This window comes from Bradyrhizobium tropiciagri (assembly GCF_018130545.1).
GTDB classification, from domain to species: domain Bacteria; phylum Pseudomonadota; class Alphaproteobacteria; order Rhizobiales; family Xanthobacteraceae; genus Bradyrhizobium; species Bradyrhizobium tropiciagri_A.
On the sequence record NZ_JAFCKF010000005.1, the window covers coordinates 544040 to 569441 of the forward strand.

The window sequence follows — 25402 nt, forward strand, 5'->3', positions numbered from 1 at the left end:
TGGAATGACTGGATCGGGTGGCCAAGGCGGGAGCAGTCAGGAGAGCAGGGCCCGGCCCGGCCAGCGCCGGATGGCGCAATGGACCCGCGACTACGTCCGGCTGCCCGGCATTCCCGACGAATATATCGCCGAGAGCGGTGCGCCGCGGCCGGCCTGGGCCCGCTTCTTCGACGCCTTTGCCGCGCTGTCGCCGGCCGATATCGAGCGCCGCTTCGCCTCCGCCGATCGCCATCTGCGCGAGGCCGGCGTCACCTATCGGGCGCCCGGCGACACCTCGGACCGGATCTGGCCGCTCAGCCATCTGCCGCTGATCATCGATGCCGCCGACTGGCGCCAGCTGGCCGCCGGTGTCGCGCAACGCGCGCAGCTTCTGGAAATGGTGCTGGCGGATCTCTACGGCGACGGCCGTCTCGTTGCTGATGGCGCGATCCCCGCGGCCGCGATCGCCGGCAGCAGCGAATATCTGCGCGCGGTCAGCGGCATCAAGCCGCCCGGCGGCCGCTACCTGCATCTCTATGCCGCCGACATCGGCCGCGGGCCCGACGGCCGCTGGTGGGTGCTCGGCGATCGCACCCAGGCGCCGTCGGGCGCGGGCTATGCGCTGGAAAACCGCCTGGTGCTGTCGCGCGCCTTCTCCAATCTCTACAAGTCGATGAATGTCGAGCGCGTCGCGCCGTTCTTCGAAGCGTTCCGCGATTCGCTTCGCGCCAGCGCCGACCGCGATGAGCCGCGGATCGGTCTGCTGACGCCCGGCGCCTTCAGCGAGACCTATTTCGAGCATGCCACGCTGGCGCGCTATCTCGGATTCCTGCTGGTCGAGGGCGACGATCTCGCGGTTTCCGGCGACCGCATCCACATCCGCACCGTCGCCGGATTGAAGCGGCTCGACGTGCTGCTGCGCCGGGTCGATTCCAACATGCTCGATCCGCTCGAGCTCGACGCCTCGTCCTATCTCGGCGTGCCCGGCCTCGTCGAGGTGCTGCGCAAGGACGGCGTCGTGGTCGCCAACATGCCGGGCTCCGGCGTGATGGAGGCGCGGGCGCTGCTCGGCTTCCTGCCCAATCTGTGCCGTCGCCTGCTCTCCGAAGACCTGATGATGCCGCATATCGCGACCTGGTGGTGTGGTCAGAAGTCAGCCCGCGAGGAGGTGCTGTCGCGGCTCGACGAATTCGCGATCGAAGGCGCTTATGGCCGCGGCGTGCCGGATTTTCCAGGCCATGGGCCGGTGCTCCCCGGCCAACTGTCGGCAGCGGACCGCGATCGTCTGAAGGACGCGATCAGCCATCGCGGCATCGACTATGTCGGACAGGAGTTGGTGCGGCTGTCGACCACGCCGGTGTGGGAGAACGGCCGGATCGCGCCGCGTCCGTTCGTGCTGCGGGTGTTCGCCGCCGCGACGCCGAACGGCTGGACGGTGCTGCCCGGCGGCTTCTGCCGGATTGCCGATCGGGCCGATGCGCGTGCGGTGTCGATGGGCGATGGCGCTGTCTCCGCCGACGTCTGGGTGGTCTCGGATAAGGCGGTTGCGACCTCGACCTTGCTGCCGGCGGTCGACACCGTCCGCATCCGGCGCATCGCCGGCGTGCTGCCGAGCCGCGCCGCCGACAATCTGTTCTGGCTCGGCCGCTATCTCGAGCGCGCCGAGGCCACCATTCGCCTGATCCGTGCCTTGTGCACGCCGCTGCGCGATCCGGCGCGGGCGAATTCGAACGGCAACGCGACGGCGATGCATTCGGCCGAGCGCATCCAGCGCTTGCTGGTGACCTGGGGCGCGGCCACGCAGACCGCGCGCGCCAATCCGGCCAAGGTTGCGCTCGAAGCGCTGCAGAACGAGGAGAAGTTCGGCTCGGCGTTGTCGCTGGTGCGCTCGGCGCAGCGCACCGCGACCTCGCTCCGCGAGCGGCTGTCGCCGGACGCCTGGCAGGTCATCACCGAAATGGCCGAGCGGCTCGCGATCGAGGTGCATGACGATGACGGCGTCGTCAGCGCCGCTGAATTGACCTTGCAGGAGCTCGCAAGCTTCGCCGGCCTCGCGCAGGAGAACATGAACCGCGCCGCCGGCTGGCGCTTCCTCGAGATGGGCCGCCGCGCCGAGCGGGCCATCAACACCACGCGCTTTGCGCGCCAGTTTGCCTATGACGAGGCCGGTGACGAGGATCTCGACGTCCTGCTGACGCTGGTCGATTGCCAGATCACCTATCGCTCGCGATATCTGGTGCAGCCGCTGCTCACGCCGGTGCGTGATCTCGCGGTGCTCGACCCCTACAATCCGCGCTCGGTGGCGTTCCAGGTCGCAGCGCTGAACGAACATATCGCTGCGCTGCCGACCCTGAAAGAGCATGGCCTGATCGAGCGACCGCAGCGGCTCGCGGTTGCCCTCGAGGCGATGCTGACGACGGCCGAAGCCGGCAGCCTCGACGTCAAGACGCTGTTCGCGCTGGAGCAGGATCTGCTCGGACTCGCCGACGCGGTCGGGCTGCATTATTTCCCGCACGGACCGAATGCCAGCCGGCCGGAGAAGCTCACGGGGCTGGCGTGATCTACGACATCCGTCACGTCACGACCTATAGCTACGAGACCCAGGTCAGCTTCGCGCGCTGCTCGCTGCGGCTGGAGCCGATCAGCGGCGACGGGCAGCAGCTGATCTCGCATGCGGTCGAGATTCGCCCGAAGCCCGCGGAGCGCACCAGCCGGCGCGACTTCTTCGGTACGCTGACTGAGAGCGTCCTGATCGAGACCGCGCATCGCAGCCTTCGCATCGATTCCCGCTCGCGGGTCTCGGTGACGCGACAGCCGCCGGCGCGTGACGCCGCGAGCCCGCCCTGGGAGAACGTGCGCGATCACGCCTTCGAAGGATTGAGCCTCGATGCGGCCTCGCCGGTCGGTTACGTCTTTGCCAGCGCGTTGGTGCCGGTGCTGCGGCCGGTGACGGCTTACGCATCCGCGAGCTTTTCACCCGGGGGCGGCATCCTCATCGGTGCGGCCGACTTGATGCGGCGCATCCGCAACGACTTCAAATACGATCCCAAGGCGACCGTGATCTCGACGCCGCTGCGCGACGTATTCGAGAAGCGCCACGGCGTCTGCCAGGACTTTGCCCATGTGATGATCGCAGGCCTGCGCGGCCTCGGTCTGCCCGCGGCCTATGTCAGCGGCTATCTGCGCACCATTCCGCCGCCGGGCCAGCCGCGGCTGCAAGGCGCCGACGCGACCCATGCTTGGGTCTCGGTCTGGTGCGGCAGCGAGCTCGGCTGGGTCGGGTTCGATCCGACCAACGATCTGATGGTCGCCAACGACCACATCATCCTTGCCATCGGCCGCGACTTCGCCGACGTCTCGCCGGTCGACGGCGTCATCGTCGGCGCGCGCAAGCAGAAGCTCAGCGTCGCGGTCGACGTGCTGCCGGTCGAGTGAGCGGAGCGGGGCGCGAGACCACGATCAGGCGACCTGCCGCTTGCCTGATTTATCCCATCCGATCGGGCTGACGACGACGCGGTCGCGGCCTTCGTGTTTGGCTTGATAGAGCGCAAGGTCCGCGGCCTTGAGCAGATCGCGCGACGTGCGCTCGTGGTCGGGCACGAGGCAGGACACCCCGATGCTGACGGTCGGCAACTCCTGCTCGGATTCGCGTGCAGCCGTCAGCTTCGCGCGAATCTGTTCGGCGACGTCCAACGCACCGGCCTTGCCGATGCCTGGCAGCAGCACCGAAAACTCCTCACCGCCGTAACGCGCGCCTAGATCGGTGACGCGCTTGGCGCTGGCAGCGATACAACGTCCCACGGTGGCGAGCACGGCGTCGCCGGCCTGATGTCCGTAGGTGTCGTTGAAGGCTTTGAAATGATCGACGTCGATCATCAGAAGCGAAACCGACGACTTCGCACGCATGCCGCGCCGCCATTCGGCGTCCAGCGTATCGTCGAGACGGCGGCGGTTGGCGAGGCCGGTCAACGCATCGGTGCTTGCAAGGTGCGCGAGCCGGCGTTCCGCGGCGGCCCGCCGCTTGAGAGCGGCCAGCAAATAGAACATCAGCACGATCGAGAAACCGCACAGCGCGGCCACCACGCTGCCGATCAGCCATACCTGCTGCCACCAATCGGCATAGATGCCGTCGAGCGAGAGACCTTCGGCGATGATCAGGGGATGTTGTCCGACCGCCTGGAAGACATAGAGCCGGCTGACATGATCGACGAGTGATTTCGTCTTGTAGGAGCCGGATTGCCGCGCCGGATACTGCTTGAAGACCTGCGAGTCCTTGATGCTCTGCCCGATCTTGCCGATCTCGAACGGCGCTCGCATCAGCATGACGCCATCGGTGTTGAACAGCGTCATGCTGTCGCCGAGGCCGAAGTTCAGCTTGCGAAACAGATTGTGGAAATAGCTGAGCCGCATGCTGCCGGCGACCACGCCGGCAAACGAGCCGTCGTCATTGCTGATGCGGCGGCTCAGGCTGATCAGATACTCGCCCTCCGGAGTAACCCAGGGGGCACTGATGAACAGTCCGCTGTCCGGTTGGGTCCGATGCACCCGGAAGAAGTCCCGATCGGCGAAATTCGCGGCCCGCGGCGTCAATGTTCGGGAATCCAGCGTGACGTCTCCCGCTGCATTCAGCACCAGGATCGAGCCGAGGTCCTTGGCTGTCGCGGCGCGGTCGAACAGCACGACCTGGCGAAGCTCCGGGCTGACCTTGCCGATCTCCGGCAGTTTGACGCCGTCGGCAACCGCCTGCAGCGAGAGGTCATAGAGCTCGATGTTGCGGTCGATCTCGCTGGCGATGGAGGCGACGAGGTTGGTGGCGCCTTCCTTTGCATGCTGATAGTCCTTGCCCGCCATCTCCCACAGGATCGATGCGCAGATCGCCGAAAAGCCCAGGACGAGGCCGATTCCGAGCGCAAGCAGCCGTTTGGTCGGCACCGCCTTCGGCTTTGGCACAGGCCCGTTCATTGCTCGCTTCCACTTCCCCCGCGCCGCCGCGCTTTGACGTTTTCTATGGGGGCATCAAATTGAGAAAGGCGACCTGAAGCGCAGGCAATTTATGCGCGTGCGTTGGGGGAGTCTTAACCATCCGGATTGGCCGGGACCTGTCGCCGGCCTTCGACAGATCGCGCGATCCGTTCAGGTTCCGGTCCGGCGCATGCCGTCTGCGGCGTCGATGCGCAAATTGTGGAAGAACTGCTCGACCTCGCGCGACAGCGTCTCGGCCGTTGCGGTCAGATCGTTCGACGCCGCGAGCACGGATTCCGCTGCCTTGCTTGTCTGATCCATGTCGTCGCGCAGCGAGCCGACGTTTGTGACCAGGGTTTCGTTGCCTTGGGCGGCCATCTGCGCGTTCGCGGAGATTTCGCGCGTGGCGGCGTCCTGCTGGCCGATCGCGCTTGCGATGTTCGTGGTGACGTCGCTGATCTCGCGCACGGCCTGGCCGATCTCGCGCACGGCGGCCACCGAGTTGCGGGTGGAAGCCTGGATCAGGCCGACATTCTCGCTGATCTCGGCGGTTGCCTTCGCGGTCTGCCCGGCCAGCGCCTTGACCTCGTGCGCGACGACGGCGAAGCCGCGGCCGGCATCGCCGGCGCGGGCGGCCTCGATGGTGGCGTTGAGCGCGAGCAGATTGGTCTGCTCGGCGATCGCCTGGATCAGGTTCAGCACGCCATCGATGCGCTGGGTGGTTGCGGCAAGGCTCTCGATCTCGGTGATCGACCGGTCGGTGCGCACGCCGGCCTGATCGACCGCGCCGGAGGATTGCTTGACCTGGCGGCCGATCTCCTCGACCGAAGCAGAGAGCTCTTCGGCGGCGCCAGCCACCGCGGAGACGTTGCTCGAGGCTTGTTCGGTGGCGCCGGCCGCGGCAACCGCCCGGCCGCTGGCGTCCGCCGCGACGGTCGCGATGGTCTGCGCGGTTTGCCGCATCGTCGCGGCGTTGTCGTGCACCGCGCGCAGCACCTCACCGATGGTGCCGCGGAATGCGTCGACGAAGCTCTCGATGTGCCGGCCACGCGCGTCGCGGGCCTCCGAATCCTGCAGGACTTGCGCGTTCAGACTGCGATTGCGATCCATCGCCTCCTGGAACACCTTGATGGCGCGCGCCAGGGCGCCGATCTCGTCGCCTCGCCCGACATGGGGCACTTCGACATGGTCGTCGCCCTCGACGACACGCTTGATGGTGGTGGTGATCTGCGACAGCGGCCGGGCAACCGAGCGGGCGATGATCAAGACGCCGAGCACCACCACGATCAGGGCGGCTGCACCGAGCCCGGTCAGCAGCAGCGCCAACGCCCGGTTGGCGTCGGTCTGCTGTGCCAGTCGTTTGCTGCGCTCGGCATAGACCTTGGACAGCGCCTCGAGATCCTTGTTCAGCGCGCTGCGCACGTCGCGGTTGGCGTCGTTGTCGCCCCACTCACGCCCGGCCGCCGCGCCGATCTCGATGCCGCGCCGAACCAGCTCCTTGCGGAACTCGATGAACTGCTCGATGCGTTTCTTGAACACCGCGAACTGGGTGGCGTCGTCGGCTTGCAGCAGGGTTTCCCAGTTCTTGACCACGCCGAGGATGCGGTCGTTGAACGCCAGCAGCCCGTCGCCGTATTTCTTCACAGCTGCCGGATCGGTCGACATGTAGATGCCGCGGGATTCCATCACCACGGCATAGACCAGTGAATTGACCCGCTCGACATTGAGCGCGGCGCGGCTCGCGAGGTCGACGGCCTCGGTCAGCTCGGCGTTGCGTCGCGCGTTGTAGTCGGACAGGAAGGTGATGGCCGCGGTCAGCGCCGCAATCAGCGCAAACGTCGAGTACAGCCGGGCAGCAAGCGAGAATCGGGATGCCATTGGAGGCCGGGATCTGGAGATGGGAGATGTGACGGGGGCGGGCATTGCGGGCACTCCAAAGGGCCGGGGAGTACCTTCGGCCAATTAAAGCTTATGCAAAATCTTCATGGATAATGTCTTAACAAGCGTGTTTTGCGCTGGCTGCAGCTGGCTAAATCTCTAAATAATCCCAATGTCTTATGAGGCGCTCCGAACCTCTCATGTTCCGCCGTCCTGCGGCACTGTCGAGTGACGGCCCGCCATCATCATCACTCATCAACATCCCCCTCGCGCGAGGCGGTGAAGCCGATGGCACGACTTTCGCAAAGAGATGCTAGGTTAAATTGCCCCGGCCTCGACGCGAACTCCCATGCTCTATCGTCACACAATCGACGCCACCAATTACGCATTCGATGATCTGCGCGTCCTGCTTGCCAAGGCCTCGCCGCCGCGTTCCGGCGACCGCCTGGCCGGCATCGCAGCCGACAGCGCGGAGGAGATGATCGCCGCGCGGCTTGCGCTGGCCAACCTTCCGCTCAAGCAATTCCTCGACGAGCCGGTTATCCCCTATGAGGACGATGAAGTCACGCGCCTGATCCTCGACAGCCACGACGTTGCCGGCTTTGTGCCGGTGTCATCGCTCACCGTCGGCGGTTTCCGCGACTGGCTGCTGTCGGATGCGGCCACTGGCGAAGCGATCAGGAAGATCTCGCGCGGCATCACGCCGGAGATGGTGGCGGCGGTGTCGAAGCTGATGCGTAACCAGGATCTGATCCTGGTGGCGAAGAAATGCGATGTCACGACCGCGTTCCGCAACACCATCGGTCTGCGCGGCCGCATGAGCGCCCGGTTGCAGCCCAACCATCCGTTCGACGACCCCAAGGGCATCACCGCCTCGATCCTCGACGGGCTGCTGCTGGGATCGGGCGATGCCTGCATCGGGATCAATCCGGCGAGCGACGATCCGAAAGTGATCGGCACCCTGCTGCGGCTCCTCGACGACATCATCACGCGGCTCGAGATTCCGACGCAGGCATGCGTGCTCACCCATGTCACGACCACGCTCGGGCTGATCGGGCAGGGGCTGCCGGTCGATCTCGTGTTCCAGTCGATCGCCGGCACCGAGGCGGCCAACCGCAGCTTCGGCGTCGACCTGTCGTTGCTGCGCGAGGCGCGCGAAGCCGGCATGTCGCTGCACCGGGGCACGGTCGGCGACAATGTGATGTATTTCGAGACCGGGCAGGGCTCGGCTCTGTCGGCCAACGCCCATCACCAGGTCGACCAGCAGACCTGCGAGGCGCGCGCCTATGCGGTGGCGCGCGCGTTCGATCCGCTGCTCGTCAACAGCGTGGTCGGCTTCATCGGTCCTGAATACCTCTATGACGGCAAGGAAATCATCCGCGCCGGGCTCGAGGATCATTTCTGCGGCAAGCTGCTCGGCCTGCCGCTCGGGATCGACGTCTGCTACACCAACCATGCCGAGGCCGATCAGGACGACATGGATAATCTCCTGACGTTGCTTGCGGCCGCCGGCGTGAATTTCATCATGGGCGTGCCGGGCGCCGATGACGTGATGCTGAACTATCAGTCGACATCGTTTCACGATGCGCTCTACATCCGCGACCTGTTCGGCCTGAAGCGGGCGCCCGAATTCGACGCCTGGCTCGCGCGTGTCGGCCTTGCCGGGCAGGACTTCCGCCTTGTTGACGATGCGGAGCGGCTGCCCGACCTCGCAGCCAGGCTCTTGACCTGACGGGATAGCGAAATTCTGCAGAGCAACTATCTCGGCGTTGTGACGTTAGGTAGTGCCACAATGTTGAAGAATTTCTGGCCCAGCGTTCCGCGCCGTGGTTAGATTTGCAGGTGCTTCGGGGTCGTATTGATGAGAGCTGAGGGCATAGAGACAGCACGGCGTATCCTCTGCGTCTTTCCGCGCTATACGTCGTCGTTTGGGACCTTCGAGCACTCCTATGCCCTGACTGACGGCGTCAAGGCGTTCATGCCGCCGCAGGGCCTGCTGCTGATCGCCGCATACCTTCCGGAGAACTGGTCGGTCCGTTTCGTCGACGAGAACCTGCGGCCCGCAACCGCGGAGGATTTCGCGTGGGCGGAGGCCGTGTTCGTCAGCGGTATGCACATCCAGCGCCAGCAGATGAACGACATCTGCCACCGCGCCCATGACCATGACTTGGTGGTCGCGATCGGCGGTCCGTCGGTCAGTGCCTGCCCGGACTACTATCCCGCATTCGACTACCTTCATGTCGGCGAGCTCGGCGACGCCACCAATGAGCTGATCCGGCGCCTGGCTGACGACACCAGCCGTCCCGACGAGCAGGTGGTGCTGAAGACCGTCGACCGCCTGCCGATGACGGACTTTCCGCTGCCGGCCTATGAGCTCGCCGAGACCAAGAAGTACTTTCTCGGCAGCATCCAGTTCTCCTCGGGCTGCCCCTATCAATGCGAGTTCTGTGACATCCCCGGGCTCTATGGCCGCAATCCGCGGCTGAAATCGCCGCAGCAGATCATCGCCGAGCTCGACAAGCTGCGTGCGTGCGGCGCGACCGACACCGTGTATTTCGTCGATGACAATTTCATCGGCAACCGCAAGGCTGCGAGCGAATTGCTGCCGCATCTGATCGAGTGGCAGAAGCGGACCGGCTATGTCACGCGCCTTGCCTGCGAGGCGACGCTCAACATCGCCAAGCGGCCCGAGATCCTGGAGAAGATGCGCGAGGCGTTCTTCGTGACGATCTTCGTCGGCATCGAGACGCCGGATCCCGATGCGCTGAAAGCCATGCACAAGGATCAGAACATGATGGTTCCGATCCTGGAGGGCGTGCGCACCATCAATTCGTTCGGCATGGAGGTCGTCTCCGGCATCATCATGGGGCTCGATACCGACAAGCCGCAGACCGGCGACGCGCTGATTTCCTTCGTCGAGGAATCCCGGATTCCGCTGCTCACCATCAATCTGCTGCAGGCGTTGCCGAAGACGCCGCTGTGGGACCGGCTTGAGAAAGCGGGGCGCCTGGTCGATGACGAGGGCCGCGACTCCAATGTCGAGTTCCTGCTGCCCTATGAGGACGTGGTCAGTTCCTGGCGCAAATGCATGGAAATCGCCTACGAGCCGAAGAAGCTGTTCGAGCGCTATCTGCATCAGTGCAACTACACCTATGCCAACCGCATCAAGGTGCCAGTCAGCCCGGAGATGAAGAGCTGGGCCAACATCCGGCGCGGCCTGATCATGCTGCGCAACATCTTCTGGAAGGTCGGCGTGCTCGGCGACTACAGGCGGGTGTTCTGGAAGTTTGCGCTCGGCCGGCTCAAGCGCGGTGACATCGAGGGGCTGATCTCCGCGACGCTGGTCGCGCATCATCTGATCACGTTTGCGCGTGCAGCCTCCAGCGGCCGGCAGAACGCCTCGAACTACTCGATCCGGCTGCGCGAGGCGTCCGTTCCCGCCGAATGACAGCATGACGACACCGCCGGTGCCATCGCCCCCTGCGCTTTCCGATTTGCGCGACCTGACGCCGGCGCGCGTCGGTCTCGGCCGGTCCGGGGCCAGCCTGCCGACCAACGCGTTGCTCTCCTTCACGCTTGACCACGCCCGCGCCCGCGACGCGGTTCACGCCGCGTTCGATGTCGGCGGCATTGCCGCCGGTCTTGGCGGTCTCGGCATCACGCCGCTTGAGGTGTCGAGCCAGGCGCACAGCCGGCGCGACTACCTGCGCCGGCCCGACCTCGGGCGCATGCTGGATTCGGCATCGCGGCGATCGCTTGAGGGCAGCGGCGTCACCGCGTGCTCCTGTGCCATCGTGATCGGTGACGGCCTGTCGCCGACGGCGGTCAATGTGCACGCGGTCGAATTGCTCCGGCATCTGTTGCCGCAGCTTGCGGCCGACAGGAGCGATGCGGGTGCGGTGATCGTCGCCTCGGGGGCGCGGGTCGCGCTCGGTGACGAGATCGGCGCCATCATCGGCGCGCGTATGCTGGTGATGCTGATCGGCGAGCGGCCGGGCCTGTCCGCACCCGACAGCCTCGGCGCCTATCTCACCTTCGCGCCGCGGATCGGTTTGACCGATGCCGACCGCAATTGCGTCTCCAACATCCACCGTGCCGGGCTGAGCTATGCGGACGCCGCATTCAGAATCGCCTGGCTTGTGCGCGAAGGCTTGGCACGCCAGATCACCGGGGTCGCATTGAAGGATGAAAGCGGCGGTGGATCGTCACAGAATGCGCTCCCAGGGTGTGGCAAATCAGTTACTTAATGGCTGATATCGGCGGTTCCCCGTCGATTTGGCGCGTGCCTCGCGCTTGCGAGCAAGAGGGCGGACAGGTAAAACCGGCGCCGGTCAATATTCGCGTGTTTTCAAGGACTAGCGCCGAACAATCGCGCTCACCCGCCTCATTCGCGCCCCTAGACCCAAGCTAGACAGATTGAGCCGTTTGCAGAACTGGACAGGGCATGCTCGAAAAGAATTCCGAAAGTCAGGTCCACGTCGGGAAGGTCGAAGAGCCGCGATCCGGCCCCAGCATCGCCTTCGGGATCGAGCGTCTCGGCCTGATCCCGATGCGGGCGCCGATCCTGTCCTGCGTCGTCCTGGTTCTGCTGCTGATCGGCGCCGTGTTCGGCATCCACCGGATCAAGATCGACGACTCGCTGTCGCAGCTGTTCCGCTCCAATTCCCAAGACTACAAGCAATATGAGGCGGTGACCAAGCGCTTCCCGGCGACCGAGTTCGACGTCCTCGTCGTGGTCGAAGGCAAGACGCTGCTGTCCCGCGACAATCTCGGCAAGCTGCGCGACATGGTCACCGACCTGCAGCTCGTCGAGGGCGTGCGCGGCCTGGTGTCGCTGTTCTCCGCACGCCAGGCGCCGGAGCCAGGCAAGCTGCCGGCGGCGCTGTTCCCGAATGAACTCCCCGAGGGCGCGGCCTACGACAAATTCGTCGAGACCATCAAAAGCAACGAGATCATCCGCGGCAAGCTGCTGTCGGAGGACGGCACGCTCGCGCTGGTCGTGCTGTCGCTCGAGCCGGAGGTGGTCGGCAGCAACAAGCTCGGCAAGGTAGTCGGCGACATCAGGAAGATCATGGCCGACGATCTCGGCGGCAGCGGGCTCAATGCCCAGCTGTCCGGCGTGCCGGTCATGCAGCTCGAGATCCGCAACGCGGTCGAGCGCGATGGCCTGACCTACAACATCCTCGGCATCCTGGCCGGCTGCGTCATCGCCATCATCTTCTTCCGCAAGATATCGTTCATGGTGGCGGCGGCATTCCCGCCGATGATCGCGATCCTGCTCGCGCTCGGCGGCCTCGGCTGGGCCAATTTCAATCTCAACATGTTCCTCAACGTGATGACCCCGCTCATCATGGTGATCAGCTTCTCCGACTCGATGCAGCTGACATTCGCGGCACGCGACCGGCTGATCGCGGGGCAGGACAAGTTCACCGCGTTCAAGAACGCGGTGCTGGTGGTCGGCCCGGCCTGCGTGCTGACCCACGGCACGGCGGGCATTTCCTTCATCGCGCTGCAATTCTCGGATTCCGACCTGATCCGCAAATTCGGCGAGGCCGGGCTTGCGGCGACCATCATCGCGCTGGTCGCGGTGTTGTCGCTGGTGCCGGTGTTCGGCATCCTGCTGGTGCGCAACGAGAAGGTCTTTGCGGTCAAGTTCCAGAGCGCGGATGCCGGCGTGCAGGCGTTGCGCAATTTCTGCTACTGGATCGCGGTGCGCATGGTCGGCCGTCCCGGGCTTTTCAGCCTGCTCGCGCTGATCGTCGTCGGCGGCCTCGGCATCATCTATGCCAATCTGGAGCCGCGTTACCGGCTCGCCGACCAGGTGCCGGACAAGCGGCAGGCGGTGGAGGCATCGAGCCGGCTCGATGCCAAGCTGACCGGCGCCAACCCGGTCGACGTCCTGATCGAATTCCCCAAGGGTGAATCGCTCTACTCGCCGGAGACGCTGAAGACGATCGCCGACGTTCACGCGATGGTCGAGGACTCGGCCGGCGTCGGCAACGTCTGGTCGCTGGAAACCCTGCGGCGCTGGCTCGCCGAAAAGGCCGGCAGCAACGATGTCGCGACGCTGAAGGAATATGTCAGCGTGATTCCCGAACATCTCGTGCGGCGCTTCATCTCGAAGGATCAGGACGCGGTCGTGGTGTCGGGCCGGGTTCCTGATCTGGATTCGAGCCAGCTGCTTCCGGTGGTGAACAAGCTCGATCATTCGCTCGACAAGGTGCGCGCCGAGCATCCCGGTTACGAGATCGCCGTCACCGGCCTGTCGGTGATTGCTGCGCGCAACAGCGCCAACATGATCGAGAAGCTCAACCACGGTCTCACCATCGAGTTTCTGCTGGTCGCGATCTTCATCGGGCTCGCGTTCCGCTCGGTCGTGGTGATGTTCTCCTGCATCCTGCCCGGCATCTTCCCCGTGGTGCTATCGGGCACCGTGCTGTGGCTGCTCGGGGAGGGGCTGCAATTCGCCAGCGTGGTGGCATTGACCGTGTCGTTCGGCCTCGGCCTTTCCGCTACCATCCACTTCCTCAACCGCCTGCGGCTGGAGACCAAGCCGGGGGTCACGCCGGAACTCGCGGTCGAGCGCGCCACCGTGCTGGTCGGACCCGCACTGATCCTGACCACGGTGGTGCTGGCCTGCGGCCTCGTCGTCACCGTGTTCTCCGACCTGCCGTCGCTGCGCCTGTTCGGCTGGCTCAGCGCGTTCTCGATGGTCGCAGCCCTGGTCGCGGACCTCTTCATCCTGCGGCCGACCTCGATGTTCCTGATCAACCTGTCGCAGAAGCTGCGCGGCAAGGGCGGGCAGCCCGCGCCGATCGAAAAGGCCTGATGTCCTGACAAACAAAAGGCCCGGTTCCGAAGCGTTCGGAACCGGGCCTTTTTTGTTGACCGGCGAAATCGGCGGCGGAGCGTCAGCTCTTCGTCATCGTGATCGAGACGCCGCGGATCTCACCCTTGGAGTCGATCTGCACGACCTGCTTGGAGCCGTTGGTCTGCAGGTTCAGGTTCGCGGCAAAGCCGGAGGCCTCGACGAACACGTCGATCCGTCCGCCGCCCGCGGTGCCCTGCAGATTGCCGAAGATGTTGCGGCTGGCCTCGCTCCAATTGCCGGAGATCCGGTCGCCCTGGCTGGTGACATCGCTGGAGAGGTCGAACTTGTAGCTGTCGCTGGCGCAATGCAGGGACTGCTTCAGGCTCATGCCCGATGGCGCGACCTTGTAATCAGCCTTGCAGCGGATTCGTTCCGTCGTGCCGTTGGACAACGCCACCGTGCCCGTTCCGCTCCACGAGCCGGCAAAGCCGGCAAAGGGACCGCTGGCCTGGGCCTGGACGGCGGAGGCAGACAGCATCAGTGCGGCGCCGACGCCCACAGCCCTGAGAGCCTGACCATAAAGGCTGGAACCAAACAGTTTCATTGTGAATTTTCCCATCAAAATCAACGCTTCCCACGCAAGACAGCGTCTCGCCGCATCGAAGGTTTAGTGTCACCGAAGAATGTTAGGTTCAAACGACAGAAGCGCCGTCCCAGCGCCTTTATTGTCATCGAACAGAATCAGAAACCGCATGCCTCATGACGGCATGTAGCTTTGCGCAAGTGCTGCCCGCAATAGTCAAACGCGACAAAGTGATGGCATGAATCACTTTTTCGAATCAATGGCTTATGTGGGGGTTTACAGCGCCGCAAATTTAGCCGCATTTAGCGGTGCTTGTCGTCAATCCGTTGCCGCGTTACGTGGCGTCTGCAATCCCCAAAATCCGTCCCGGCCATGCCGAAACGCGTTTCGGGAACAGATTTTCTGCTGTCGGAAATGAAGGAATACGATGCGTAAATTTCTCTTGGCTCTTGCCCTGTTGTCGATCCCGCTCGCGTCCAGCGCCGTCGCCCAGCAGCAGCAGGGACGCGGTACACCCGATGAGCAGAAGGCCTGCACGCGCGACGTGCAGCGTCACTGCCGCTCCGTGATTGATCAGGGCGATTTCACCATTCTCGCCTGCCTGCAGCAGAACCGCAGCAAGATCAGTGCCGCCTGCGACCAGGTGCTGAAGACCCACGGCCAGTAAGACCGAATTCAGGTCTCAAGGGACCGCTATCGACACCGCGGCTGGCAGCCATGCCGGCCGCGGCCGCTTATGCTGGCGGTCACAGATAGCATTGGTTTTGGTGGCGTATTCCCCTATATGGGGCTCGCAAATCCCCCGCATGCGCCCGACCGTTCGCGCCTGCGTCGTGCCATGACCAGTGTAGCCCAAATTTCCCATGACCACCGCGAGCGACCTGCGATCCGGAAAGACCCACCGCGACGAGAATTTTCCCGTCGCGTCGTGGATCATTCATCCGCGGCATCGCGCCTTGATCCTGGCCTTCTATAATTTCGTCCGCACCGCCGACGATATCGCCGATCATGCCACGTTGCAGCCTGCGGAGAAGCTCCGCTACCTCGACCTCATGGAGGCCGAGCTGCTCGGCAACGGCGAGACCCAGAAGGAGGCGGTCAATCTGCGCCGGGCCTTCGCCGAGCGCGGCATGCCGCCGCGGCACGCGCTCGACGTGCTGGTGGCGTTCCGCCTCGACGTCACCAAGCTGCGCTACGAGAACTGGGACGACGTGATCGACTATTGCCGTTACTCGGCGATGCCGGTCGGGCGCTTCATGCTCGATGTCCACGGCGAGGATACCTCGACCTGGGCGGCGTCGGATGCGCTGTGCGCCGGATTGCAGATCAACAATCATCTGCAGGATTGCGGCAAGGACTACCGCAACCTGAACCGCGTCTACCTGCCGCGCGATGCGCTGGCTGCCACGGGTGCAACGGTCGAGATGCTCGGCGAGGCGAAGTCGCAGCCGGCCTTGCTCAAATGCCTGCAGGCGCTCGCGGTGCGCACCGAGGCGCTGCTCGACCAGAGCAAGTCGCTCGCTGCCGAGGTGAAGGATTTCCGGCTCGGGCTCGAGATCTCGGTGATCCAGGCGTTCGCCGACAAGATCGTCACCATGCTGAAAGTGCGCGATCCGCTCAGCGAGCGCGTGCATCTGAGCAAGGTTGAACTGCTGCTGCAAAGTCTCGGCGGTGTCGCCGGCGAGACCGCGCAGCGCGCGACCGGCCGCCGTGCGGTCTCCAAGACGGCGGCAGGCGCATGAGTGTCGAGGCGGCGGCCAACGCAAATTACGGAAGCACCGCGTCGGGCAGCTCGTTCTATGCCGCGATGCGCATCCTGCCGCACGCGCAGCGCGAGGCGATGTTCCAGATCTACAGCTTCTGCCGGCAGGTCGACGACATCGCCGATTCCGACGGCCCGCGGCCGGAGCGGCTGGCGGCGCTGCAGCAGTGGCGAGACGATATCGACGCGCTCTATGCCGGGCATCCGCCGGAGCGGCTGAAGGACTATGTCGGCTCGGTGAAGGCCTTCGGCCTGAAGCGCGAGGATTTCGTCGCGATCGTCGACGGCATGGAGATGGACGTGCCGCAGGACATCCGCGCGCCGGATCTCGCGACGCTCGATCTGTATTGCGATCGCGTCGCGAGCGCGGTCGGCCGGCTGTCGGTGCGCGTGTTCGGCCTTCCCGAGGAGGACGGCATCGAGCTCGCCTATCACCTCGGCCGCGCGCTGCAGCTCACCAACATCCTCCGCGACATTGACGAGGATGCCGGTCTCGGCCGGCTCTATTTGCCGCGCGAATGGCTCTGGCACGCCGGCATCACCAACGACGACCCGGCCCGCGTCACCGCCGACCGCGCGCTGCCGAAGGTGTGCGCGCCGCTCGCCGAGCGCGCCAAGATGCATTTCCAGAAATCCGACGAGATCATGAAGCGCAATTCGCGCCGCGCCGTGCGCGCTCCCCGGATCATGTCGAAATACTACCGCGCGATCCTCGATCTGTTGATCGCGCGCGGCTTCGCCGCGCCACGTGAGCCGGTGCGCGTGTCCAAGGCCGCCAAGATCGGCATTCTTCTTCGTTACGCGATCATCTGATGCAAAAGACCGTTCATATCATCGGTGCCGGTATTTCCGGCCTCTCCGCCGCCGTGCGGCTCGCCAATGGCGGTTACAAAGTGGCCGTGCACGAGGCGACGCAGCAGGCCGGCGGCCGCTGCCGCTCCTATTTCGACGCCGCCACCAATCTCACCATCGACAATGGCAACCATCTGCTGCTGTCGGGCAACCGCCATGCGCTGAGCTACGCGCGCTCGATCGGTACCGAGGCTGGCCTCGTGGGCCCTGCGCGCGCGCAGTTTCCGTTCGTCGATCTGGCTGGCGGCCAGCGCTGGCAGCTTGACCTCGGCGATTCCCGCCTGCCGCTGTGGGTGTTCGACGAGGCACGCCGCGTTCCGGACACGACCCTGCGCGACTATCTCGCATTGGCGCCGCTGGCCTGGGCCGGCACCGGTGCGCTGGTCGGCAACACCATTCCCTGCAAGGGCACGCTGTATGACCGGCTGGTGCAGCCGCTGCTGCTGGCCGCGTTGAACGTCGATCCGCCGGAGGGCTCGGCCGGGCTGGCCGGCGCCATCGTGCGCGAGACGCTGCTGGCCGGTGGGCAGGCCTGCCGCCCGCTGATCGCGCGCGACGGTCTGAGCTCGGTCCTGATCGAGCCGGCCGTGAAGCTGCTGCAGGAGCAGGGCCACAGCGTCCAGTTCAGTCACGAATTGCGTGCGCTTGGCATGTCCGGTGATCGCATCAGTGAGCTCGATTTCGGCGGTGGCGACAAGATCGCGCTGGCGGCCGACGATGCCGTCGTGCTCGCGGTGCCGCCGCGCGCCGCGGCATCGCTGTTGCCCGGCCTGAAAACGCCGACCAAATTCCGCGCCATCGTCAACGCGCATTTCCGCGTCGATCCGCCGCGCGACGCTGCGCCCATTCTCGGCGTGGTCGGTGGCCTCGTGGAATGGCTGTTCGCGTTCCCGCAACGGCTGTCGGTGACGATCAGCAATGGCGACCGGCTGGTCGACATGCCGCGCGAAGAGCTCGCGCAGGCGATCTGGCGCGACATCTGCAAGGCATCCGGCGTTTCCGGCGACTTGCCGCCCTGGCAGATCGTGCGCGAACGCCGTGCCACATTTGAGGCAACGCCGGAGCAGAATGCCCTGCGTCCGGGGCCCGCAACGGCGCAAAAAAACCTGTTCCTTGCCGGCGACTGGACTGCTACCGGGTTGCCAGCAACCATCGAGGGATCGGTGCGGTCGGGTGATCGCGCCGCCGATCTGGTTCTGGCCAGGCGCTAGATTCGAGATTCGACCTGTTGGAGCATTTTCGAGCGAAGTGGTTACCGGTTCGCGTGAAGAAAATGCGACCAACAAATGAATGAGAAGATGATCCGATTTGATCGGATCATCTTCGGGAGCGGCCGCGGCTTTCGATCAGCCGGTCCGCGATGAAGAGGATAGCGAGCGAAATGCTTTCGAGAGATCACGGCGTTGCAGTCGACCCGGTCGCGCTGGAGAAGAGCATCTCCAAGGCAACCGAAGCGCTGCTCGGCTATCGCCAGTCCGACGGACATTGGGTGTTCGAGCTCGAGGCCGACAGCACCATTCCGGCCGAGTACATCCTGCTGCGTCACTATCTCGCCGAGCCGGTCGATGCCGGGCTCGAGGCCAAGATCGGCAATTATCTGCGTCGCGTCCAGGGCACGCATGGCGGCTGGCCGCTGGTGCATGATGGCCCGTTCGACATGAGCGCCAGCGTGAAGTCGTACTTCGCGCTGAAGATGATCGGCGATTCCGTCGATGCGCCGCATATGGTGCGGGCGCGCGAGGCGATCCGTTCGCGCGGTGGCGCTTCGGCCAGCAATGTGTTCACGCGCTTCCTGCTCGCGCTCTATGGCGTCGTGACCTGGCGGGCGACGCCGGTGCTGCCGATCGAGATCATGCTGCTGCCGATGTGGTCGCCCTTCCACATCAACAAGATTTCCTATTGGGCGCGCACCACCATGGTGCCGCTGATGGTGCTCGCCGCGCTGAAGCCGCGCGCGAAGAACCCGAAGGGCGTCGGCATCGACGAACTGTTTCTGGAGGATCCGAAATCGGTCCGCATGGCGCCGAAGGCGCCGCATCAGAGCGCGAGCTGGTTCTATCTGTTCCGCTCGCTCGACGCCGTGCTGCGCGTGATCGAGCCGATGTTTCCGAACAGCTTGCGTCAGCGCGCAATCGACGCCGCACTCGCCTTCACCGAGGAGCGGTTGAACGGCGAAGACGGCATGGGCGCGATCTATCCACCGATGGCCAACATCGTCATGATGTACGAGGCGCTCGGCAAGGACGAGAGTTTCCCGCCGCGCGCCATCACCCGCCGCGGCATCGACAAGCTGCTGGTGATCGGCGACGACGAGGCCTATTGCCAGCCCTGCGTCTCGCCGGTGTGGGACACCGCGCTGACCTGTCATGCGCTGCAGGAAGCTGGCGGCGACGACACGCTCGCCAAGGCCAAGCAGGGCCTCGACTGGCTGAAGCCGCGCCAGGTGCTGGACCTGAAGGGCGACTGGGCGGTGAAGGCGCCGGACGTTCGTCCCGGCGGCTGGGCGTTCCAGTACAACAACGACCACTATCCCGATCTCGACGACACCGCTGTGGTTGTGATGGCAATGGACCGCGTCCGCCGTCATTCTGGAACCCGGGAATATGACGAGGCGATCGCGCGCGGCCGCGAGTGGATCGAGGGCCTGCAGAGCCGCGACGGCGGCTGGGCTGCGTTCGACGCGAACAACCTCGAATATTACCTCAACAACATCCCGTTCTCCGACCACGGCGCCTTGCTCGATCCGCCGACCGAGGATGTCACCGCGCGCTGCATCTCGATGCTGGGCCAACTCGGCGAGACCGCCGAGAGCAGCAAGGCGATGGCCGACGGTATCGCCTATCTGCGCCGCACCCAGCTCGCCGAGGGCTCCTGGTATGGCCGCTGGGGCCTCAACTATGTCTACGGCACCTGGTCGGTGCTGTGTGCGCTTAATGTCGCAGGGATCGATCGCAACGACCCGATGATTCGGAAAGCGGTAGACTGGCTGGCGTTGGTCCAGAATCAGGACGGCGGCTGGGGCGAGGACGCCGTCAGTTACCGGCTGGATTACAAGGGTTATGAAGTTGCGCCATCGACGTCCTCGCAAACGGCATGGGCCTTGCTTGGATTGATGGCGGCCGGAGAGGTCGAAAACCCCGCCGTTGCGCGGGGGGTGGAGTACCTAAAGGCAACACAGACGGAAAAAGGGCTGTGGGACGAGCAGCGATACACGGCTACGGGGTTTCCGCGGGTATTTTACTTGCGATATCATGGCTACTCGAAGTTCTTTCCGCTCTGGGCGCTGGCGCGGTATCGGAATTTGAGAAGCACCAATAGCAGGGTGGTAGGGGTCGGGATGTGATTGTTGAGGCGGGGGCCGCCGCGACCGTGGGCAGAATTGATCCTCGGCCGGTATTGATTGTGACTGGATTGGTGCAGGAGGCCCGCATCGCGGCAGGCCCCGGCATGATCGTGATCTGTAGCTCGAGCGATCCGCAGCAACTGCGTGAACTGCTGGAGACGCTGGATCCGAAGACCTTCCGTGGCGTGATTTCGTTCGGCGTGGCCGGCGGGCTCGACCCGTCGCTGAAATCGGGCGACGTCGTGGTCGCGACCGAGGTGATGTCGGGCGATACCCGTTTCCTGGCCGCATCCGCCTTGAACGAGGAGATGATCACCAGCGCCGCGCTGAAGCGCCGCAGGATCGTCCGTGGCGGCCTCGCTGGCGTGGAAGAGGTGATCGCGGCAAAGGCCTGCAAGGCCGCGCTGCGCTCGATCACAGGCGCGGCTGCGGTCGATATGGAGAGCCATATCGCGGCAGCCTATGCCGCCAAAGCAGGCATTCCGTTCGCGGCCTTGCGCGTGATCAGCGATCCCGCGCACCGGGCGCTGCCGGAGCTGGCGAAGTCAGCAGTGAAGCCGAACGGCGACATCGACCTGCGCAAGGTGCTGCGCGGCATCGCGCGCAATCCGCGGACGTTGCGGGCGCTGGTGTCGACCGGGATCGACTTCAATCGCGCGCTGCGCTCGCTACGCAGCTGCCGCGGCTTCCTGCTCGGCAACGAGGTGCTGATGCCGGTGGACGACGTCCTGGTGACGGCGAAGGCGGCCTGATCCAACCGTCCCGAGCTGGGACGGGTTAAGCTCAAAACAAAGGCCCGATCGCGTTGCGATCGGGCCTTTTGCTTTTTTGGTCGACGATTTGGCTCGACGCCGCTCCGTGCCGGCCTCGTGCGCTCAGCAGGGGCTGCGAGCTCCGTATTTGCCCGCTGGGGCGGGCCTGAGCCCTGCCGTGTGGCGGCGTCCCTCAATAGGTCTGTGGGGCGGCGGCCGCGCTGGGGGCGGCAGGACGCGTCCTGGCGCCGCAGTGAGCCTGTGGACGCTTGACAGACCCCGGCATTCAACCGAGTATGAATTATGATCCTGTATTCATGAATTAAGGTTCACTATGGCAATCGCAGCGGTTCGCCTCAATCAGCTGGTCGAGACCAAGGCGCGGATCCTGGATGCGGCGAGGGAAGCCGTGGCGCTGAGCGGCTGGAAGGACGCCCAGATCGCACTGATCGCCGCACGGGCCGGCGTGGCCACGGGCAGCGTGTACCGCTACTTCGACTCGAAGGCGGACCTGTACGCGCAGGTGCTTGGGCTGGTGTCTGAGCGCGAGGTGGCCGTGGTCGCCGCGATCGTCGAGGCCGAGGGATCGGCGTCGCAATGCCTGGTGGATGCGATCTACACATTCTCGGTCCGCGCCATGCGCGGCCGCCGGCTGGCGTACGCGCTGATCGCCGAACCCTGTGAACCCGAGATCGACGCGGCGCGCCTGAAATACCGGGCCGCGCTCGCCGATCAGATCGCACGTCTGGTCCGGCGCGGCATCGCCAACGGCGAGTTCGTCGAGATCGACGCGAATGTCGCCGCATCCTGTGTGACCGGCGCGTTCATGGAGGCGCTGGTCGGTCCGCTGGCGCCCGAAGCGGCTCCCGATTCCGACGCGGCGAAGGCGATCGCGCAATCGATCGCAGGGCTCGCCGCGCGCATGCTGTTTCGCCACGCCACGCCTGAATTGACCCCTGTATCGAGAGCGTCCGCATGAATGCGCGTGTCCAGCCAGTAGCCGTCGCTGAAACCAAAGCCAGTCCGTTTGCGACCCATGAAGTCCGCAACCAGGCGCGGCCCGCGACAGGCTTCAACGCATTCGATGACGACCGCGCGTTGAGCGGCCTGATCGCGAAGCTGGCGCCGTGGGCGCAGGGCAAGCTGTCTGCACTCGGCGCCCATGCCGGCGACGAGGCCGTGCAGGAGGCGGCGCGGCTTGCCAATGAGCACGAGCCGAAGCTCGTGACTCATGACCGCTACGGCAACCGCAATGATTGGGTGGAATTCCATCCGGCCTGGCATCAATTGATGGCGCTGGCGTTCCAGAGCGAGGTGCATAGCCTCGCCTGGTCGACGCGCGAGCCGCATGGCCATCTGGCGCGCGCGGCGCTGAGCTATCTCTGGAATCAGATCGAGAACGGCGTCGGTTGCCCGACCGGGATGGCGTACGCCGCCATCGCCGGATTTACCGGCAAGCCGCAATTCGCGCTGTGGCGCGAGCGAACGCTGGCGGCGGGTTACGATCCGCGCCGACTTCCGATCGAGGCCAAGCGTGCGGCGGTCATCGGCTATGCGATGACCGAGAAGCAGGGCGGCTCCGATCTGCGCGAGACCCAGACCACCGCGCGCTTCGTCGAGCGCGGCGCGCATGGAGAGATCTATGCGATCACCGGCCACAAATGGTTCTTCTCGGTGCCGGTCGCCGATGGCTTCTATACGCTGGCGCGCACCCAATCCGGCGTCAGCTGCCTGTTCGTGCCGCGCCTGTTGCCGGACGGCAGCGCCAACCGCATCCATATCCAGCGTCTGAAGGACAAATGCGGCAACCGCTCTAACGCATCGAGCGAGATCGAGTATCACGACACCTGGTCGATCCTGGTCGGCGAAGAGGGCCGCGGCATCGCGGAGATCCTGTCGCATGCGCATCTGACACGGCTCGATTTCGCGGTCGGCTCCGCCGGACTGATGCGGCAGGCGTTGAGCCTTGCCATCAATCATGCGCAAAGCCGAACCGCGTTCGGCAAGCCGATGTCCGAGCTCCCGATGCAACGCAACGTGCTTGCCGACCTCGCGCTCGAGAGCGAGGCGGCTATGCTTGGTGCGTTCCGCGTCGCGCGCGCGACCGACAGCCTGCAAAGCAGCGAACACGAGCGGTTGCTGGCGCGGGTCGCGACCCCCGTGATGAAGTTCTGGAATTGCCAGCGCGCGCCGGCTTTCACCTATGAATGCCTGCAGGTGCACGGCGGCAACGGCTTCATCATGGAGAATGCGATGGCGCGGCTGTATCGCGAGGCGCCGTTGAATTCGATCTGGGAAGGCACCTCGAACATGATGTGCATGGACGTGCTGCGGGCCATGCAGCGCGATGCCAATTGCCGGGACGCGTTCATCGACGAGTTGCGCGCGAGCAGGGGCCTCAATCCGATCTATGACCGGAGCACCGACGACCTCGCCGATCGCTTGCAGGCCAGCTATCCGGACGACGGGCATGCGCGGGCGCTGGTCACCCGCATGGCGCATGCGTTGCAGGCCGCCGAGATGCTGAAGCACAGTGATGCCGCAGCCGCCGATCTGTTCGTGCAATCGAGGCTCGGCGCCGACGCGATGCACGTGTTCGGTGCGCTTCCATCGTCGGAAGGCCTCAGCGGCATCCTCGAACGCGCCTCCGTCATCCGCTACCAAGGGCCCCAGTAACATGCGTCAGAGCGAAGTGTGTGCGGTCAACGATATCAGGGCCGTCGTTGGCGAAGAGGAATGGGCGACCCGGGTCGATCTCGCGGCGTGCTACCGTCTGGTCGCGCTCTATGGCATGACTGATTTGATCTACAATCACATCAGTGCCCAGGTCCCGGGGCATGACGATCAGTATCTGATCAATCCCTACGGCATGCTGTACGAGGAGATCACGGCGTCGAACCTGGTCAAGATCGATATCGAAGGTCGGACCCTGCTGCAGCCCGATCACGGCTACAGCGTCAACGTCGCCGGCTTCTATCTGCACGCGCCGATCCATCGCGCGCGGCCCGATGTGAAGTGCGTTCTGCATACCCACACCAGGGCAGGCACGGCGGTCAGCACGCTTGCCGAGGGACTGCTGCCGCTATCGCAGACCGCGATGCGATTTCACGGCCGGATCGGCTATCACGACTTCGAGGGGCCCGCGATCGATCGCGAGGAATGCGACCGTGTCGTCGCCGATCTCGGCCGCAACAACGTCCTGATCCTGCGCAATCATGGCCTCTTGGTGTGCGGCACCACGATTCAGCAGGCGTTCAACGCGATCTATTGGCTGGAGCAGGCCTGCCGGATCCAGATCGATGCGCTCGGCTGCGGCCGGCCGCTGCACGCGCCGACCGAACTGGCGATCGGCAACACGGTGACCTGCTTTGCCGGCACCGAGATCACGCTGGACAATGAGCGCGACACCAACCCGACGATGAATGAAGCGGCGCAGAATCTGCAAGCCGGTTATGGCCTGCTGGAATGGCCGGCGCTGCGGCGCAGGCTCGACCGCATCGACGGGAGCTACGCGCAGTGAGCACGTCGCTGGCGGCGCTGCGGATCGGCTTCATCGGCGCCGGCCGGGTCGCGCAAACGCTCGCGCCGGCGTTCGCCCGCGCTGATCTGAATGTCGCGGCGTTCTACAACCGCGGTGCCGATGCCGCGCAGCGTCTCGGCTCCCGCGTCCCGTCGGCACGGCCGATGCCGGATGCGCAGCAGGTCGTCGACAGTTGCGAGATGGTTTTCCTCACCGTGAGCGACGATGCGATCCTGCCGGTCTGCCGTGATCTGCGCTGGCAGCCGCGTCACCGCGTGGTCCATTGCAGCGGCGCGACCGAGCTCGCCGCGCTCGACCATGCCAAAGCCTCCGGCGCGGTCACCGGCGGCTTTCATCCGATGCAGATGTTCGCAAATCCCGACGTTGCGCTCGAGGGGCTGCGCGGATGCACTGTCGGTATCGAGGCCGAGGGCGAGTTCAGGCGCGACCTCGAATGGCTCGCGACCCGGATCGGCTGCGAGCCGCTGGCGCTGCCGGCCGGCGTGCGGGCGCTGTATCACGCCTCGGCCTATTATGTCGGTCCGTTCCTGATCGCGCTGCTCAAGGAAGGCGTCGAGCTCTGGAAGAGCTTTGGCGCCAGCGAGGCCGACGCGCTGCGCGCGATGATGCCGCTGCTGCGAGGTACGGTCGCGGCCGTGCTCGACGGCGGATTGGCCAACGGCATGGGCGGCTGCGTGGCGCGCGGCGATGTCGGCACCATCCTCAAGCATCTCCGCGCCCTCGACGAGCGGTTCCCGTCCTCGGGTGCGTTGTATCGCGAACTGGCGCTGCGCAATGTCCCGCTCGGGATCGAGCGCGGCACGCTCAGCGCGCCGCGTGCGGCGGAGATCGAGCAATTATTGCTGCGGACGAGATTGGAACAGCAGGCGGCATCCTGATCCAACAAAAAAGCCCCGGTTCGCTGAACCGGGGCTTTTGAACTTTCTGCTTTCGCTCACA

19 protein-coding genes are annotated in these 25402 nt (G+C 65.1%); 16 read left to right on the forward strand and 3 right to left on the reverse strand.

Translation table 11 applies throughout. The features are described from left to right. Positions 1 to 4: 4 nt before the first annotated feature. Positions 5 to 2539 carry a circularly permuted type 2 ATP-grasp protein gene (locus tag JQ616_RS24105; RefSeq protein WP_212018702.1) on the forward strand — a complete coding sequence of 845 codons (2535 nt, stop codon included), beginning with the start codon at positions 5 to 7 and terminating at the stop codon, positions 2537 to 2539. Continuing rightward, positions 2536 to 3414: a transglutaminase family protein gene (locus tag JQ616_RS24110; protein ID WP_212018704.1), complete on the forward strand. Its 879-nt coding sequence runs from the start codon at positions 2536 to 2538 to the stop codon at positions 3412 to 3414. The genes JQ616_RS24105 and JQ616_RS24110 overlap by 4 nt, the downstream gene beginning before the upstream one ends. Before the next feature lie 24 nt (positions 3415 to 3438). Here the strand turns inward: JQ616_RS24110 and JQ616_RS24115 are convergent, their stop codons facing one another. Both JQ616_RS24115 and JQ616_RS24120 read right to left on the reverse strand, forming a co-directional pair. After that, positions 3439 to 4941 (reverse strand): sensor domain-containing diguanylate cyclase, encoded by a 1503-nt coding sequence (locus JQ616_RS24115; protein WP_212018706.1) that lies wholly within the window; start codon positions 4939 to 4941, stop codon positions 3439 to 3441. Between the two features lie 171 nt (positions 4942 to 5112). Continuing rightward, positions 5113 to 6819 (reverse strand): methyl-accepting chemotaxis protein, encoded by a 1707-nt coding sequence (locus tag JQ616_RS24120; RefSeq protein WP_212018708.1) that lies wholly within the window; start codon positions 6817 to 6819, stop codon positions 5113 to 5115. 349 nt (positions 6820 to 7168) lie between these two features. Here JQ616_RS24120 and JQ616_RS24125 point away from each other — a divergent pair, with 349 nt between their 5' ends. From JQ616_RS24125 to JQ616_RS24140, 4 genes are all read left to right on the forward strand, one after another. After that, entirely contained in the window at positions 7169 to 8551 is a 1383-nt protein-coding gene (locus JQ616_RS24125; RefSeq protein WP_212018711.1) for an ethanolamine ammonia-lyase subunit EutB, read from the forward strand. 129 nt (positions 8552 to 8680) lie between these two features. Beyond that, positions 8681 to 10267, forward strand: coding sequence for a B12-binding domain-containing radical SAM protein (locus JQ616_RS24130; protein WP_212018713.1), 1587 nt, complete (start codon positions 8681 to 8683; stop codon positions 10265 to 10267). A 4-nt stretch (positions 10268 to 10271) separates the two neighbouring features. Next, positions 10272 to 11066, forward strand: a complete 795-nt coding sequence (eutC, locus tag JQ616_RS24135; protein WP_212018715.1) for an ethanolamine ammonia-lyase subunit EutC — start codon at positions 10272 to 10274, stop codon at positions 11064 to 11066. Between the two features lie 197 nt (positions 11067 to 11263). Next, positions 11264 to 13648, forward strand: coding sequence for an efflux RND transporter permease subunit (locus JQ616_RS24140; RefSeq protein WP_212018717.1), 2385 nt, complete (start codon positions 11264 to 11266; stop codon positions 13646 to 13648). A gap of 82 nt (positions 13649 to 13730) precedes the next feature. Here JQ616_RS24140 and JQ616_RS24145 read toward each other — a convergent pair whose 3' ends face one another. After that, complete coding sequence (locus JQ616_RS24145) at positions 13731 to 14234, reverse strand: hypothetical protein (protein ID WP_212018719.1); 504 nt, start codon at positions 14232 to 14234, stop codon at positions 13731 to 13733. Positions 14235 to 14640: 406 nt separating this feature from the next. Between JQ616_RS24145 and JQ616_RS24150 the strand changes: the two genes are divergently transcribed. From JQ616_RS24150 to JQ616_RS24195, 10 genes are all read left to right on the forward strand, one after another. Beyond that, positions 14641 to 14880 (forward strand): hypothetical protein, encoded by a 240-nt coding sequence (locus JQ616_RS24150; RefSeq protein WP_050420121.1) that lies wholly within the window; start codon positions 14641 to 14643, stop codon positions 14878 to 14880. Between the two features lie 196 nt (positions 14881 to 15076). Next, positions 15077 to 15955, forward strand: coding sequence for a squalene synthase HpnC (gene hpnC / locus JQ616_RS24155; RefSeq protein ID WP_212018721.1), 879 nt, complete (start codon positions 15077 to 15079; stop codon positions 15953 to 15955). Continuing rightward, the gene (gene hpnD, locus JQ616_RS24160; protein ID WP_212018723.1) at positions 15952 to 16788 is read left to right on the forward strand and encodes a presqualene diphosphate synthase HpnD; all 837 of its coding nucleotides are present in this window, start codon (positions 15952 to 15954) and stop codon (positions 16786 to 16788) included. The genes hpnC and hpnD overlap by 4 nt, the downstream gene beginning before the upstream one ends. After that, complete coding sequence (gene hpnE, locus JQ616_RS24165; protein ID WP_212018725.1) at positions 16788 to 18038, forward strand: hydroxysqualene dehydroxylase HpnE; 1251 nt, start codon at positions 16788 to 16790, stop codon at positions 18036 to 18038. Before hpnD ends, hpnE begins: the two co-directional genes overlap by 1 nt. A 170-nt stretch (positions 18039 to 18208) precedes the next feature. Next, a complete protein-coding gene (gene shc, locus JQ616_RS24170) occupies positions 18209 to 20170 on the forward strand; it encodes a squalene--hopene cyclase (RefSeq protein ID WP_212018727.1) in 1962 nt (653 codons plus the stop codon). Next, positions 20167 to 20922, forward strand: a complete 756-nt coding sequence (locus tag JQ616_RS24175) for a phosphorylase (RefSeq protein ID WP_433995995.1) — start codon at positions 20167 to 20169, stop codon at positions 20920 to 20922. The genes shc and JQ616_RS24175 overlap by 4 nt, the downstream gene beginning before the upstream one ends. Positions 20923 to 21256: 334 nt before the next feature. After that, positions 21257 to 21901, forward strand: coding sequence for a TetR/AcrR family transcriptional regulator (locus tag JQ616_RS24180; protein WP_212018730.1), 645 nt, complete (start codon positions 21257 to 21259; stop codon positions 21899 to 21901). Then, positions 21898 to 23598 (forward strand): acyl-CoA dehydrogenase family protein, encoded by a 1701-nt coding sequence (locus JQ616_RS24185; RefSeq protein WP_212018732.1) that lies wholly within the window; start codon positions 21898 to 21900, stop codon positions 23596 to 23598. The genes JQ616_RS24180 and JQ616_RS24185 overlap by 4 nt, the downstream gene beginning before the upstream one ends. 1 nt (position 23599) lies before the next feature. Continuing rightward, positions 23600 to 24442 (forward strand): class II aldolase/adducin family protein, encoded by an 843-nt coding sequence (locus tag JQ616_RS24190; protein WP_212018734.1) that lies wholly within the window; start codon positions 23600 to 23602, stop codon positions 24440 to 24442. After that, positions 24439 to 25341 (forward strand): Rossmann-like and DUF2520 domain-containing protein, encoded by a 903-nt coding sequence (locus JQ616_RS24195; RefSeq protein WP_212018736.1) that lies wholly within the window; start codon positions 24439 to 24441, stop codon positions 25339 to 25341. Before JQ616_RS24190 ends, JQ616_RS24195 begins: the two co-directional genes overlap by 4 nt. The last annotated feature ends 61 nt before the right edge of the window (positions 25342 to 25402 follow it).

What these genes read in the sequence shown, in the direction of transcription:
- JQ616_RS24105 (WP_212018702.1), top strand. Translation starts at nt 5, where the DNA reads ATGACTGGATCGGGTGGCCAAGGCGGGAGCAGTCAGGAGAGCAGGGCC.
- JQ616_RS24145 (WP_212018719.1), bottom strand. Translation starts at nt 14,234, where the DNA reads ATGAAACTGTTTGGTTCCAGCCTTTATGGTCAGGCTCTCAGGGCTGTG.
- hpnE (WP_212018725.1), top strand. Translation starts at nt 16,788, where the DNA reads ATGCAAAAGACCGTTCATATCATCGGTGCCGGTATTTCCGGCCTCTCC.
- JQ616_RS24125 (WP_212018711.1), top strand. Translation starts at nt 7,169, where the DNA reads ATGCTCTATCGTCACACAATCGACGCCACCAATTACGCATTCGATGAT.
- JQ616_RS24190 (WP_212018734.1), top strand. Translation starts at nt 23,600, where the DNA reads ATGCGTCAGAGCGAAGTGTGTGCGGTCAACGATATCAGGGCCGTCGTT.
- JQ616_RS24150 (WP_050420121.1), top strand. Translation starts at nt 14,641, where the DNA reads ATGCGTAAATTTCTCTTGGCTCTTGCCCTGTTGTCGATCCCGCTCGCG.
- JQ616_RS24140 (WP_212018717.1), top strand. Translation starts at nt 11,264, where the DNA reads ATGCTCGAAAAGAATTCCGAAAGTCAGGTCCACGTCGGGAAGGTCGAA.
- shc (WP_212018727.1), top strand. Translation starts at nt 18,209, where the DNA reads ATGCTTTCGAGAGATCACGGCGTTGCAGTCGACCCGGTCGCGCTGGAG.
- JQ616_RS24180 (WP_212018730.1), top strand. Translation starts at nt 21,257, where the DNA reads ATGGCAATCGCAGCGGTTCGCCTCAATCAGCTGGTCGAGACCAAGGCG.
- hpnC (WP_212018721.1), top strand. Translation starts at nt 15,077, where the DNA reads ATGACCACCGCGAGCGACCTGCGATCCGGAAAGACCCACCGCGACGAG.
- JQ616_RS24185 (WP_212018732.1), top strand. Translation starts at nt 21,898, where the DNA reads ATGAATGCGCGTGTCCAGCCAGTAGCCGTCGCTGAAACCAAAGCCAGT.
- hpnD (WP_212018723.1), top strand. Translation starts at nt 15,952, where the DNA reads ATGAGTGTCGAGGCGGCGGCCAACGCAAATTACGGAAGCACCGCGTCG.
- eutC (WP_212018715.1), top strand. Translation starts at nt 10,272, where the DNA reads ATGACGACACCGCCGGTGCCATCGCCCCCTGCGCTTTCCGATTTGCGC.
- JQ616_RS24115 (WP_212018706.1), bottom strand. Translation starts at nt 4,941, where the DNA reads ATGAACGGGCCTGTGCCAAAGCCGAAGGCGGTGCCGACCAAACGGCTG.
- JQ616_RS24130 (WP_212018713.1), top strand. Translation starts at nt 8,681, where the DNA reads ATGAGAGCTGAGGGCATAGAGACAGCACGGCGTATCCTCTGCGTCTTT.
- JQ616_RS24120 (WP_212018708.1), bottom strand. Translation starts at nt 6,819, where the DNA reads ATGGCATCCCGATTCTCGCTTGCTGCCCGGCTGTACTCGACGTTTGCG.